Genomic DNA, 14985 nt, shown 5'->3' on the forward strand with positions numbered 1-14985 from the left:
ATAATGGCACCAACAGCGATATTGTTTTATCTTTTAATAATAATTGTAATAGTTGTACTGTTTTCAACAGCCGTAACTATTAAACAGGGTACTATAGGTGTGGTAACTGTTTTTGGCAAGTACCGCCGTATTATGCTGCCGGGTTTAAACTTCAAGATCCCGTTGGTTGAGCAGCTTTACACCCGTATTTCGATACAGAACCGTTCGGTAGAACTGGAATTTCAGGCCGTGACTATAGATCAGGCTAACGTATACTTCAAAGCCATGCTCCTTTACTCGGTAATGGACCAGAACGAGGAAACTATTAAAAACGTAGCCTTTAAATTTATTGACGACCGCAACCTGATGCAGGCCCTGGTGCGTACTATTGAAGGTTCGATCCGTGCATTTGTGGCCACCAAACGCCAGTCGGACGTATTGATACTACGTAAGGATATTGTTGAACACGTAAAAGATCAGATCGATACTATTCTGGAAGGTTGGGGTTATCACTTGCAAGATCTGCAACTGAACGATATTACTTTCGACGACGTGATTATGAAATCGATGAGCCAGGTAGTAGCATCAAGCAACTTAAAAGCTGCTGCCGAAAACGAGGGTCAGGCATTACTCATCACCAAAACCAAAGCCGCTGAAGCTGAAGGTAACGCCATTAAAATTGCCGCCGAAGCAGAGCGACAGGCATCGCAATTACGCGGGCAAGGTGTGGCTTTATTCCGCGAGGAAGTGGCTAAGGGTATGACGGTTGCCGCCAAAGAAATGCAGCATGCCAATATGGATACTTCGGTAATTTTGTTCACGATGTGGACTGAGGCCATCAAGCATTTTTCTGAAAACTCTAAAGGCAACGTGATCTTCCTGGATGGCTCGGCCGATAGCATGCAGCACACCATGAAAGAGATGATGAGCTTAAACCTTTTACACGATCAGCAGTCCAAAAGGCAATAAAAACTTTTACACCTGATTAATTTTATGAACCTGAGATTTGTGTGGGTAATTTGTGTTGTGGCCTCAAGTTTTATCGGTGCACACTCCGTAAAGGCGCAAAGCTATCATCAATTAAGTATCAACGATTTTCAGGGCACACCACAGCGCAATACCGGCGATATTGCCTATACCAATTGCATGGTAGATTTTAGTTATCAGCCGGTTTATACCCGCGGCTATTATCATCTTACTTTTTATATTAAAATGAAGATGAATAAAGATCGCTCGTGGATAGATCGTACCAAGGTTAACTCGCCCGGTATGGTAGCCGAAGTTTTAAAACACGAGCAAGGCCATTATATTTTTGCCTACCTGATGCAGCAGGAGTTGCAGCGCACTTTAAACAACATGCGTTTCGATAGTAATTACGACCAGGAAGTAAGCACTGTATTCAACAGCATCAAAAAGAAATACAGCCAGCTAAACCTCGATTACGACGACGATACCAACCACATGCTTAACCGCACACAACAAAACAGCTGGGATTTGTATTTTAAAGCGCAATTAGGAAATCAGTATAATAATACAGCGCTTGCCAGTAATAGCCGTTAAACCCGTGCTTAATAATTAAACCCACAAAACAGCTGCGAAATAATTTTAATATTAAGCGCAAACCATCCCCTTAAAAGCATTTTTTAGAAATTGTTTCATTGATTCTGCCCTTCGGCGAAGTATATTTGCTTAGAAACTGCACCTCAACCTTGCAGTAATATCCTCTACCGGTTTCATACCGGGCAAATTTTACGATAACCGTTCGCGAATGAAACACTTTGTTGTATTTTATGCATTTATATTGATAAGCTCGGCGGCTTTTGCACAAAAATCGCCCAAGGCTTATTATATAGATGGCGTAAAAGCAACAGAACGCGAAACCACCAAGCTAAAGCAGGACGATATTGCATCCGTACAAATGGATAACGACGGGGCACATTATTATACCAAACCCGTTGTGCGTAAAAAATACTGGAGCTACCTCAGCGCCAAATCACCCGACTACAGCAAAGCCGTACCCAATGCCGACGACGATAGCAATGTAATTTACTTCCTTAACGGTAACATGCTCAATACCGGTTACGAAATGACCCTTTTTGGCATCAATGATGAGAATTTCGACAGCATAAAAATCATTGACCAGGCCACCCTACATAAGCTTTACGGCTTCACTAATAAAACTTATGGCGTGATGATTAAGACGCATAAGGTAAAGATGGCGAATTAGAACTATAGGGTGTCATACTGAGCCCCGTCGAAGTATGGTGGGTTGGCCTCTGCGCGCGACACTTCAAGACCCTCAGTGTGACAGCCTCCTTTGTCATTCCGAGGAACGAGGAATCTTCTTCGCCCTGTATTTCTTCTATGCTAATCGCAGAAGATTCTTCACTACGTTCTGAATGACAAAGGTTTTTAAGCCTCCCCTTCGGGGAGGTTTGGAGGGGTTACTTCTTCTTCCCTCTACCCGGATACCCAATAAAAAAGCTTTGTCGCTTGGGTTCAGCTGGTGCATCCTCTTGCGCTTGTTTCTTGGTTTTCACTTCCACATCATAATCTCGGGCCATTTTGCTTACGCGTTCTTCAAGGCTTTCGGTGGTTAGTTTCTCACGGAGGCTATCAACCATTATCGGGAAAGCAAATGGTGTAGGGCGATCAATTTCTTTGATAATAACCTGCTGCTTGCTAATGCGTTGCAAGGCCTCACGCAAACGAAACTCCTCTAACTGAAAAGCCAACGCTTCATTATATGCCTGGCGTACCAACAGGTTATCTGGTTCGTACTCACTAAACACTTCGAACAGCAACGAGGTTGATGCCTGCAAGTGCCTGTTCTTAACCGGCTGACCGGGGTACCCTGTAAATACCAACCCGCCAATATGTGCAATATCCCTGAATCTACGGCGTGCCATTTCATTAGCATTTAAGCTATGCTGAATATCATCCAATAGGTTATTGATCGAAAACAAATCTTGTTCAAGCGCTTGTTTTAACAATACATCATCATCGGTCAGCAGCTCAAAGCCATAATCATTCATGGCGATAGAGAAGGTGGCATTTTTCAATTTAGATAGGCGGAACGCAATCAACGAAGCCATCCCCTCATGCACTAACCTACCCTCGAACGGATAAAACAGCAAATGGTGCCCATCTCTCGAACGAAATGATTCGATTAAAAACTCATGGCTTTGTGGTAAATGTGAAAGCTTTGACTGCAGGTTGAAAAGTGGTTTAAGCGCAATCACCTCCTCATCCTGCTCAATACCTCTCGCTACTTCATCCAGTTTATCGCGGAACACAGCTGCCAGTTGCGATGAAAGCGGCATCCGCCCACCCAACCAGCTTGGGATCAAGCCTTTTTTAGCGTTGGATTTTTTGACATAGGCCGTCATTTCCTTCACCCTTATAAATTCCAGGCTGCGGCCGGCAAACCAAAAAGTATCTCCCGATTTTAGGCGGGATATAAAATATTCTTCGATAGAACCCAGTCCGCCACCATGCAGTAACTTAACCCGCAAACTTACCTCGCTGGTAATAGTACCGATACTTAGCCGGTGGCGCATGGCTACACGGCGGTTGTTTACTTTATATAAACCGTTCTCAATTTCTACTTTTAAAAACTCGTCGTATTGCGAAAGCGTAGCGCCGCCGGTTGTAATAAAATCGAGCAACTGGTTAAACTCAGTCCGGCGAATATCTGCAAAGGCATAGGTAGATTTCACTTCGTTAAACAATTCTTCAGCCCGAAACCCATCCGACACGGCCAGCGTAACCATGTACTGGATCAACACATCCATAGCCAGCAGAACCGGGTCACGGCTTTCGTAATTGCCGTTGATCATGGCTTGTTTAAGGGCCGCACCTTCCAGTAATTCCATGGAGTGCGTGGGGATAAACCAGATCTTGGATGTCGCTCCAGGATGGTGACCACTCCTACCTGCACGCTGCATAAACCGGGCAACACCCTTGGGGCTACCCACCTGAATCACCGTATCTACCGGGCGAAAATCGACACCCAGATCTAAACTCGAGGTACAAACCACCAGTTTTAATGCCTCATTATGTAAAGCCTGTTCTACCCAATTCCGCAGTTCATTATCCAACGAACCATGATGCATAGCCATTATACCAGCATACTCAGGGTAGTTATCTAAAATGGCATGATACCAAATCTCCGACTGTGCCCTTGTATTGGTAAATATCAGCGTGGTATTACTCTTAGCCACAATCTTCATCACCTCGGGCAATAAAGCCAAACCAATATGCCCCGTCCACGAATAGTTCTCCACGCTTTGCGGAATCACCGATTTAATCACAATCTTCTTATCCACATTGGCACGAACCATTTTAATGCGATCCGTAGGGAAATTATTACCGAGAAGAACTTCGGCCGCTTGTTCAAGGTTACCGATGGTTGCGCTGATGCCCCACAACTTTAGTAGTGAGTGGTGAGTAGTGAGTGGTGAGTAGTTTGCTCCGTCATTTTCAATTCGCAACTCGCTACTCAATACTCGCAACTTAGATAATCCCAGCTCCACCTGTACTCCCCGCTTCGTGCCCAACAACTCATGCCACTCATCAATCACTACCACTTCTAAGTTTTGGAACATCTTGGGATATTCCTTTTGGGCCAGCATCAGGTGCAGGCTTTCGGGAGTGGTGAGTAGTACTTCGGGGAGTTTACGTTTAAGGGCTTGCTTCTCGGCGGCGGGGGTGTCTCCTGTTCGGGTGGCAATAGTCCAGGGGATGTCGAGGTCGTCGCATACCTCTTGCATGGCTTTGCGAATATCGTTGGTTAAGGCTCGTAATGGCGTAATCCAGAGCATGCGCAGGCCATTGCTGGTTTGCTTTTGATAGGTATCGGGATATTTATTAATATACCCGGCCAGGAAAGGCAGAAACAGCGCAAATGTTTTACCGCTACCCGTAGGTGCATTCAGCAGGCCCGAATAGCCGGAGAGGTAAGCATCCATCATTTCGAGCTGAAACGGGAACTGCTTCCACTTTTTGTACTTAAACCATTCTTTTATTACCTGCTGACCTTTATCCATCTACCTACTAATACATTAACGGTACAATAGTTGTTTACCATTGGTATGCATAAAAAATATTTTATACTGCCGCTGCTTTGCCTTGCTTTTGCCTGCAAACAGAAAACTGTGACCAATTTACACGCTGTAACCAGTACTAAAGATACTACAAAACTGCCGCAGATAAGTGCAGCCCAACTGATAGATCCCGGTAAAAGTATCGGCTTAACTCACCTCAATGAAAGCCTCGACTCCGTCATCCTCCACCTCGGTAAACCCGACCGTGGCGATGCTGCTATGGGTGCTGCCTTTACCACCTGGTTTGCTCAACACGATACCCTGGGGCACGAAACCGATATCTACTCGCACCGCACAATGGGTGGACCAGATGAGAATATTAATCATGTAAAACTGATCCGCGTTACTTCGCCTTATTTTAAAACGGTGCAGGGTGTGGGTACAGGATTATCGCTTGCCGAAATCGGTAAACATTTTAAAGTAGAACACATTGCAGACTACATTAAAGCAACCGACACCTTAATGGTTTATGACGATACCAAGGAGGGGATCTCGTTCGAAATTGATAAGAGCGGTAAGTGTACCGGCGTATCTGTGCATAAACCTAATGATGCTTCTACAGGGTATTTGTCGCTGCATCCGGGAAGTCAGTATTTGAGGGTGAAGAAATAAACATCTCCGTAGAGACACAATACTTTGTGTCTCTGTACATCATATAAAATATTTTAGAGAGACACAAAATATTGTGTCTCTACGGTTGATATAAAAAACAAAACCGCCCTCTGTTGAGGGCGGTTTCTTGTAGAGACACAATATTTTGTGTCTCTCTTTATGTGTGTCTCTACATGTTAAATTATTTTCCAGCCTGACTATTTTTCTCAGGATATAAAATCAATTTAATCAAATTGGTACCGCTCAGGTATTTGTTAGCGGCATCTTTAACCGTTTGTGGGGTTACCTGGTCCAGGTTTTTAATGTGATCTAAAACCAGATCGGGGTTGGTGCCTGTTTCTGATGAACCACTTAAATGACCGATCCAGAAGCTGTTCTCTTTTAACTGCACTTCGGTCGAGCGTTTTTCTTCGGCAGCAAATTTCTCAACGTCAACCTTTTGAGCGCCATCACTTTTAATTTTGGCAATCTCTTCCATTGTTGCCGCAATCAGCTTATCCACATTAACCGGTGCGCAGCTAAAACTCACTGTAAAGTTGTAACGGCCAACCGGTATTTTGCTGTAAGCTGCACTAACACGTGGTGAGTATACACCACTTTCTTTCTCGCGCAGGCGTTCAATCAGTTTTATGTTCAGCACTTCTTCAAGTGCATCTACCTGCAGGTTATTGCTTTCGTTATAATCATAGTTGCCGCTAAATACCAGCTGCACTACGCTTTTATCGCCAATGCCTTTATGTACGGTTTTGGTAACCAAACCTTCCGGTGCGCGGATGCCCAGATCTTTAAATGTTTCGTGGCTATTGGTTGATGGCAGGCCGCCCAGATATTGCTCTAACAAAGGTTTAATCTGCTGTACATCAAAATTACCTACCAGGGTAAAGGTAAACCCGCTGGCATCGGCAAAACGGCTTTTGTAAAAAGCATAAGCTTTATCAAGGCTGGCTTTATCCAATTGTGCTGCAGTAGGTGTAATCCTTCTAAAGTTACCTCTGCTCAAAGTAGCTGCAACGGTATCGGCAAAAACACTCTGCGGATCGAGGCTGCGGTTAGCTAATACCGATTTAGTTTGTGTTATGGTAGAAGCCCAGATATCAGCATCCTTACGTGGTTGGGTAAAGTACAGGTAGATTAATTGCAAGGCCGTCTCAAAATCTTTTGGCGATGCACTGCCCGAAATACCCTGTGTAGTTTCATTAATATATGGCGATACGCTTACATTTTTACCTGCCAGCATTTTACCTAACTGGATCTGGTTAAAATCGGCAATACCGCTGCTGCCTACAATATTATCAGCCATGTTGTCCGAAATAAAATCAGCATCAGGCGCCAATGATGTTCCACCCATGCTGTAACCGGTAATCAGAATCTCGTCGTTCTTAAAATCGGTAGGCTTCAAAATCACCTTAACACCGTTTGACAGGGTTAACGTAGTAGCATTAATCAGCGCATCTTTTCGCTCATCTGTAACTTTACCGGCAACAGGAGGTGTAGCCAACAATGGTTTGTTGCTTACATTATCAACATAAGCAGTAACACCTTTACCGGCAGTATTCACCCAGCTTAATACGGTAGCTTCGCTTGGTAAATTGGCTTTCTCTTTCTCAGGGGCCATGATGATAATATCACGGTTCTGGTCGCTGATAAACTTACCGGCCAATGCGTTAATATCGCTCAGCTTAATTTTATCGATGTTGTCTTTATAGAAGTTATACTCCCAGTCGATACCCGGAATTGGCTCAGCCTCGAGGAAGTTACGCTGATACTCACCTACAAAAGACGAAGATTTAGTTTTATCACGTTCTTTCCAGGCGTTTTCCATGGCTACCATAGTAGCTTCTTTAGCACGGGTAAACTCGCTTTCGGTAAAGCCGAATTTGCGGGCACGTTCAGTTTCATTTAACACAGCATCGATAGCAGTTTTTAATTGGTCGCCTGATTTGGCTACAGCAAGCTCGGTCAATGCATCCTGGTTACCCAAAAAACCACTATAACTCACCTGACCGAACAAGAACGGCGGATCGGCCTTTTGGGTTAATTCGCCCAAGCGGTTATTCAGCATCTGGTTAAATATCTCGGTGCGGATGCCCTGCATATAACCGGCTGTGGTTTTATCGTTATCTTTTGGATGTTTGATGAAGATCTGCGCCATGGTATAAGGAAACTCCTTATCGGTAGCAATTTTCACTTTGGTACCAGCCTCATAAGGTACAGTGTACTTGGTGCGTGCACGCTCGTTAGCCGGATTTTTCAGGGCTGAGAAATTATCTTTTATCAGTTGCTCAACACGTTTTGGGTCGAAATCGCCCACAACAACTACTGCCTGCAAATCAGGGCGGTACCAGTCGTGGTAAAAGCTCTTAATGGTTTCGGGCTTAAAGTTGTTGAGGATATCTACCTTACCAATCGGTAAACGCTGTGCATAGCGCGAATTGTTTAATACAACAGGCAACCATTGTTGCTGTAAACGCTGCTGGGCATTTTTACCCCGCAGGCGTTCTTCTTCCAGAACCACGCCACGTTCGCTATTAATTTCGTCAGTATCAAAACTTACGTAACCAGCCCAGTTAGCCAAAATGGCAAACCCTTTTTCGAACAGTTTAACACTATCTGTAGGCAATGGCAATTGAAATACCGTTTCATCGAAAGAGGTATAAGCATTTAAATCGGCTCCAAATTTCACACCCGATTTTTGCAGATAATCTACCAACTGATTCTTAGGAAAATCGCGGGTACCGTTAAAGGCCATGTGCTCGGTAAAGTGCGCAAGGCCTTGCTGCGGGTCGTTCTCCAATACAGAACCCACCTTGTTTACCAGGTAAAGCTCGGCACGGTTCTTAGGCTCCGTATTTTTGCGGATGTAATAGGTTAAGCCATTAGGTAAATGACCGATTATTACTGCCTTATCAACCGGGATAGGTTCACCTTTTTCTTTTAAAGCTGCCGCCGCCGGTTTCTCTTTCGGCGATACAACGGGTTTGTGTTTTACCTGGGCAAATGAGCTGTTGGCAGCCACAAACAGCACCATTGCTGCATATATGTACCTCTTATTAAAATTCATAAAAAATGGATAGGGTTTGTTACGTGTTTTTTATAGAACGCTTAAACCCAAAAATATAATTAAATGAATAATAACGAAGCTTTATTGCGCTTTATTTAAACCTTGATGATGATCTTTTTAACATATAACGGGTACATCAGCAGCCATATTAATAATACAAACGCAAGGGCATCAACCAGTGAGGCATTAACCGGCGAAAAATGTGGTGCAAACACAGTTTGATAGATATACTCCATACCAACCGTTTTTTTACCGTTGTAGGTAACTTTAATAAGATTGATGAGCCCCGGTACAATATCTGCCAGGATATAGGCGCTGATTGAATTGGTACCGAACACCAAGAACGGCCAGAATAATTTTTTATGCCCCAGTACATCAATAAACCAGTAAGCCAGTGTTAAGCCTACGGTAGAAATACCACCGGCGTATAACACAAACGAGCTCGACCATAAAGCTTTGTTGATAGGGAAAAACAAATCCCAAAGCATACCTACTACAATAGCTAGTATACCGTAAACAAATAACCAGGCTGTTTTGGTATTGCTATCGCGATCAGTTCTTTTCAGCCATGCGCCCACACGCATCCCGAACAAGCCTGTACCTATGGATGGAATTAAACCCAGCAAACCTTCCGGGTCCCAGGTTTTTGATGAGCGCCAAAGGTGGTTGGTGGTAAACACAGTTCGATCTAACCAGGCACCGAAATTAGTTTCGGGATCAAGATTAGCGGGATGCCCATCAGGTGTTGGAATAAACGCCATAATAATATAGTAGCCAATCAGGCATATAGCGAAGATCCAGTCGAGTGTCTTTTGGGTGCTTTTTAAATACAACCATGTCGCAATAAAGTAAACCACTGCAATACGCTGCAATACACCCGGGAAACGCAGGTGACTTAAGCTTGGGTGATAAAAAAACTGGATCATTAAGCTAATGATGATCAGCGTAACCATACGGCGAAAAGCATGCAACAATAACTTAGTATGCCCACTGGTATCAGCCTTTTTGCTTTGCATGGCGTATACGATAGATACACCTGCCATAAACAGGAATGAAGGGAAAATCAGATCAGTAGGTGTACAACCATTCCATACCGAATGCTCCAGCGGCGGGTAAATATGCCCCCAATCGCCGGGATCATTAACCAATATCATGCAGGCCATAGTAAAGCCACGAAAAATATCAAGTGAAAGCAGCCTCGGCGGTTTTCCGGTAATTTCTGAAGTCATTAGGTTGGGGTTAATCTGGTTTATAAACTGGGATGTAATTTAAGGTTTTTGTGGTATTAATCAAATTTTAGGTTGATGTAAAAAGGCTTCCTGAATGTTAACAAGAAGCCTTTTTGGTATTCGGGCCATAGTCAGGTCCGGATGATAAATCCGAACCCAACCCTGATCCGAGTGAGAGATCTTTAGGGATATGAATCATTTTCGATTTACCCCTTATTTAAGTCATTGCTATAGCACTACCATTGTTTTCCCCTTTAAAGGGGAATGCTCCAGCCTGTGCAATTTGCAGTTGTGCTGATAAGGGTATTCTATTGCTAAGCCCCCTATCGTTATTACAAGAATTTATACCGCACAAATGCTTCCATTGCAGCGTATTCGGCTAAGCCAAGTTCGTTGTAGCAACGTGCTGTTTCTGCGTTACGGTCTTCGGCACGTACCCAAAATTCGCGGGCATCGTCGCCAGGGAAAACCGGCCTGTCTTTTTGTGATTGGTGTTTGAAAATAGCGTTACGTTTGCGCAATACTTCCTGTGGAGAAAGCGGCACCGCCATTTCAATTTCATAGGTTTCAAACTCAAACCAGGCACCGCGGTATAACCACATCCAGCAATCTTTAACCCAATCTTCGGTCTTAGCCAAACGTTGTAATGCAGCCAGGATAATGTTAAAGCAAACTAAGTGTGTTCCATGCGGGTCGGCAAAATCGCCTGCGGCAAATACCTGGTGAGGTTTTACTTTTTGCAGTAATTCCATCGTTAGCAGGATATCTTCTTCACCAACTGAGTTCTTCTGGGTTTTGCCGGTTTCGTAGAAAGGCAAGGCCATAAAGTGGATATTCTCATCAGGCACACCGGCGTAACGGGCACCAGAGATAGCCTCAGATTTACGGATGAAACCTTTTACGTTGCGAATCTCCTGCGTATCAATCTGGTTCGGTTGTTTAGACTCCAGGAAGGTGCGCATATCATCGTAAGTCTTTTTCAGTTCAGTACTGTCACCGCCGCGGCTCTCTTCAAAATCGATGGCAAATTCTACATAACGTAAAACATCATCATCCCAAACAGCAGTGTTACCAGATGTTTGGTAGGCTACGTGCACATCATGCCCCTGATCTACCAAACGAATGAATGTACCACCCATTGAGATCACATCATCATCAGGATGCGGAGAAAATACGATCGAACGTTTTTTGGCTGGGTTAGCTCTTTCCGGGCGTTGTGAGTCGTCCGCATTGGGCTTACCACCCGGCCAGCCGGTAATGGTGTGTTGGATCTGGTTAAAAATATCGATGTTGATGTTATAAACCGGGCCTTGCTCTACTGCCAGTTGCGCCATGCCGTTATTGTTATAATCATCTTCAGTTAACTTCAGGATTGGTTTTTTAACGGTTGTGGCCAGCCAGATCACTGCTTTCTTTTTCAGGGTATTGGTCCACACGCAATCTTTAACCAACCACGGCGTATCAAAACGGGTTAATTCTGATGCAGCACCTTCATCAAGCACAAATTCTACGTGGTCAGACAATTGCAGGTACGTAGCAGGTACTTCGCCAGAGATTTCGCCTTCAACTGCTTTTTTGATAATCGGCGCTTTCTTTTGGCTCCAGGCCATCAGGATAATTTCGCGGGCTTTGAAGATAGTACCCACACCCATGGTAATGGCTTTGGTTGGCACGTTTTGTTTACCACCAAAATCGCGGGCAGCATCACTGCGGGTCAGGTCATCCAGCGTTACCAGACGGGTACCCGAGTTTGGTGCCGAACCCGGCTCGTTAAAACCGATGTGGCCGGTACGACCGATACCCAGAATTTGCATATCCAAACCGCCCAGATCGGTAATTTGCTTTTCGTAGTTTAAGCAAAAAGCGGCAACCTCTTCGGTAGTACCTAATGTACCATCGGGGATGTGTACGTTAGCTTTCTCGATATCGATATGATCGAACAGGTTTTCGTTCATGAACGTTACGTAGCTCTGTGCGGCAGTTGGCTGCATAGGGTAGTACTCGTCCAGGTTAAAGGTGATTACGTTTTTAAAGCTCAGGCCTTCTTCTTTGTGTAAACGTATCAGTTCGGCATACACCTTTATTGGGGTAACACCGGTTGCTAAGCCCAGAACTGTTTTACCACCGCTTGCCTGGCGGCTTTTAATCAGGTCAGCAATACGTTTGGCTACCTGTACCGAAGCAATTTGCTGGTTAGGGTATACCGTTACCGGTAATTTCTCGTACCGGGTTTCTTCCAGAAGATTTAAACGTGCCATATTTAGCTTTTTAGTATTTGTATCTTAAAATTATCTGCATAAAAAACTCCGTTAAAACGGAGCACTTATACTTTTTCTTTATTGTAATTTTCCATAACCAGCACCGCTGCACCAACCAGTTCGGCATCGAAACCGAGTTCGGAAACTTTAAGCCTTGTATTGCTCACCAAACGCGGAATGCAATATTTATTCATGGCCTGCTGAATGGGTGCCAGTAAAATTTTCCCTACCCTTGCACCACGACCGCTCAATACAATAGTCTGTGGGTTCATGATGTGGGTGAGGATAGCCAGTGCTTTACCGATCTTATACCCTGCTTCCGAAAGCAGGTCTATCGCAAAATGATCGCCGTTATTGGCGGCATCCATAATGGCATCACCGGCCAGTTTATCATGGTCTTCAACAATGTGTTGCAGGCTCGAGATCTTACCTTCTTTAATACCTGCAATAGCTTTCTCTGCAACTGCCAGCATCGAAGCTTCTGCTTCCAAACAACCTTGCTTACCGCAGCTACATAATGCGCCATCTTCCGATAACGGAATGTGGCTTAACTCACCCGCGAAGCCATCGTGACCGCGGAAAAGTTTTCCATTGATGATCATGCCCAAACCTATACCCCAGCCCAGGTTAATTACCATAACTTCTTTCTGAGCTTTGGCAGCACCAAAACGTTGTTCGGCCAGGGCAATTAAGCTCGAGTCGTTATCGATAAAAACGGGCAGGTCTGTAGCTTCGCCAATATACTCGCGCAGGTTTTTACCCCCGGCATCAAGATAGGTGTAATTAATACCTTCGCTGATATTGATAAAGCCCGGCATACCAATACCTATACCTGCAATTTTCTCTTTTGCAATGCCAGATGAATCAATGAATTTATTGATGTATTTGATGAGCGTTTTAAGCGCCACATCATTATTGAGTAATCTCAATTCGTGCGATTGTACGGGCACAACCGGCTCGTTCAACAGGTTAAATAAACCAATACGCACCGACAGCTGATCCATAGCCACGGCTACAATATAAAGTGCATCGGCTTTGATGCTATACTTTAACGGCCTGCGGCCACCGCTCGATTGTGCATAGCCTTGCTCAACAACAAAACCATCTACCACCAGTTCGCTGATAGATTTAGCTACCAAAGGTATACTTCTATCCAAATGCTCGCTTACCTCGGCACACGAAAGTTCATCATTGAAATAGAAATGCTTCAAGACTTTATCAGTCAACCCACTTTGCCTATCGTTTTTTGTCTTGATTTCCATTTACACAAACTTAAATTAAATTTTTAATAACAACAAAATACTTTTTAAAAAAATTTAAAAAGTATTAATAAATTCAATTAAACATAAAAAAACCCCGGCAAACTTATTGCCGGGGTTAATATTCACAACTAATTGCTCTAATCTTTACAATTTGGTAGGAAGACCTAGCTTGTCGCTAAACTTCTTGTAAAGTTGTTTATGCTTGTTATTAAGGTCGATGGTGCGGCCCTGGATGTACTCATTGGTAACATCTAAACCCAGCATATCTAAAGCATCACCGTTTGATACAAATAGGTTTGCATCTTTACCAATTTCCAAGGTACCTGTAGTTTTATCGATACCTAAAATTTTGGCGTTGTTGATGGTGATCATCGATAAGGCCTGCTCTTTAGTTAAGCCGTAGCCTACAGCCTCACCAGCTTCGAAAGGCAAGTTGCGCTGACGCCAGAAACCGATACCTGTTAAACCGTACAATACACCGGCATCCTGTAACAGGTGCGGCAATTTGTAGGGCAGGTAAACATCATCTTCGTCTTTATCAGGCAAAGTCTGGGTTTCTTTGATGATAACCGGGATGCTGTTTTGTTTCAACAGATCGGCCACCAGATAAGATTCTTTACCGCCTACAATAACCGCAGACAGGTTGAACTTTTTAGCAAATGCCACGGCCTGTTCAATCTCTTTAGCACCATCAGCATTAATAAATACTTTTTTAGTGCCATTGAATACACCAACCATTGCATCTAAGCGCAGGTTGTGTACGGTAGGTTTACCACCGGCGGCGTAGCCTTGTGCCTGGCCAAACAGATTATAGATCGCATCGATTTGTTTTTGAGCACGCTCGGCAGGAGTTTCCTGACCCGGAGTTTGCGCACCTGCACCTCTGCGGCCACGGGCTGCACGGGCAACCGGCCAGGTTAAGTGGATACCGATGTCCTTTTTGTAAGCAGCATCTTCCCAGTTCCAGCCATCTAACATCATTACTGATGACTGGCCAGAGATGGTACCACCCTCTGGGGTTGGCTGCGCCAATAAAACACCGTTTGAACGCACAGTAGGAATAACTTTAGAATCGGTATTGAAAGCGATTAATGAACGAACGTGCGGGTTTAATTCGCCGGTTTCGGTATCATCAACGGTACCGCGTGCACCTTCTTCAATTTCTACTAAACCTAAAGTGGTAATAGGGCAAATAAAGCCCGGATATATTTGTTTACCGGTTGCATCAACTACGGTAGCGCCTGCGCTTGCAGGGGCAGCACCTTCGCCAATGGCGGTTATTTTTCCTTTATCAAAGGCAACATAACCATTGTTAATTACCTTGCCGTTACCCACGTGGATAGTTGCACCGGTAATTACAATAGGGCCGCTTTGCGGTTTGGCAGGCGACATGGTCTCCTGTCCGAATGCGAGGACCGTTGAGAGCAGCAATCCTCCAAAACCTAATAATATTTTCTTTTTCATGATTGAAACTGTCTT

Annotated in this window: 10 protein-coding genes; 4 read left to right on the forward strand and 6 right to left on the reverse strand. The window is 44.3% G+C overall.

The genetic code is table 11. From position 1 onward, the window contains the following. Positions 1-3: 3 nt before the first annotated feature. The 3 genes from PQO05_RS25155 to PQO05_RS25165 all read left to right on the forward strand — a co-directional run bounded on the left by PQO05_RS25155 (position 4) and on the right by PQO05_RS25165 (position 2206). On the forward strand, positions 4-948 hold the full coding sequence (locus tag PQO05_RS25155; RefSeq protein ID WP_273630237.1) for an SPFH domain-containing protein: 945 nt from the start codon (positions 4-6) through the stop codon (positions 946-948). A gap of 24 nt (positions 949-972) precedes the next feature. Next, complete coding sequence (locus tag PQO05_RS25160; protein WP_273630238.1) at positions 973-1539, forward strand: DUF922 domain-containing protein; 567 nt, start codon at positions 973-975, stop codon at positions 1537-1539. Positions 1540-1747: 208 nt separating this feature from the next. Next, positions 1748-2206 carry a hypothetical protein gene (locus PQO05_RS25165; RefSeq protein WP_273630239.1) on the forward strand — a complete coding sequence of 153 codons (459 nt, stop codon included), beginning with the start codon at positions 1748-1750 and terminating at the stop codon, positions 2204-2206. 217 nt (positions 2207-2423) lie between these two features. On the opposite strand, the gene PQO05_RS25170 is transcribed toward PQO05_RS25165, so the two are convergent. After that, positions 2424-5027 carry a ligase-associated DNA damage response DEXH box helicase gene (locus PQO05_RS25170; RefSeq protein ID WP_273630240.1) on the reverse strand — a complete coding sequence of 868 codons (2604 nt, stop codon included), beginning with the start codon at positions 5025-5027 and terminating at the stop codon, positions 2424-2426. 45 nt (positions 5028-5072) lie between these two features. On the opposite strand from PQO05_RS25170, the gene PQO05_RS25175 reads away from it, so the two are divergent. Next, positions 5073-5696, forward strand: coding sequence for a hypothetical protein (locus PQO05_RS25175; RefSeq protein ID WP_273630241.1), 624 nt, complete (start codon positions 5073-5075; stop codon positions 5694-5696). Between the two features lie 181 nt (positions 5697-5877). On the opposite strand, the gene PQO05_RS25180 is transcribed toward PQO05_RS25175, so the two are convergent. The 5 genes from PQO05_RS25180 to PQO05_RS25200 form a co-directional block, all read right to left on the reverse strand. Beyond that, the gene (locus PQO05_RS25180; RefSeq protein WP_273630242.1) at positions 5878-8757 is read right to left on the reverse strand and encodes a M16 family metallopeptidase; all 2880 of its coding nucleotides are present in this window, start codon (positions 8755-8757) and stop codon (positions 5878-5880) included. Between the two features lie 95 nt (positions 8758-8852). Continuing rightward, complete coding sequence (locus PQO05_RS25185) at positions 8853-9986, reverse strand: acyltransferase family protein (protein WP_273630245.1); 1134 nt, start codon at positions 9984-9986, stop codon at positions 8853-8855. Between the two features lie 332 nt (positions 9987-10318). Beyond that, positions 10319-12244, reverse strand: coding sequence for a glucosamine-6-phosphate deaminase (gene nagB / locus PQO05_RS25190; RefSeq protein ID WP_273630246.1), 1926 nt, complete (start codon positions 12242-12244; stop codon positions 10319-10321). Positions 12245-12309: 65 nt separating this feature from the next. Beyond that, entirely contained in the window at positions 12310-13506 is a 1197-nt protein-coding gene (locus PQO05_RS25195) for an ROK family protein (protein ID WP_273630248.1), read from the reverse strand. Positions 13507-13650: 144 nt separating this feature from the next. After that, positions 13651-14970, reverse strand: coding sequence for an amidohydrolase family protein (locus PQO05_RS25200; protein WP_273630249.1), 1320 nt, complete (start codon positions 14968-14970; stop codon positions 13651-13653). Between the last annotated feature and the right edge of the window lie 15 nt (positions 14971-14985).

It is taken from the genome of Mucilaginibacter jinjuensis (assembly GCF_028596025.1).
GTDB lineage: Bacteria > Bacteroidota > Bacteroidia > Sphingobacteriales > Sphingobacteriaceae > Mucilaginibacter > Mucilaginibacter jinjuensis.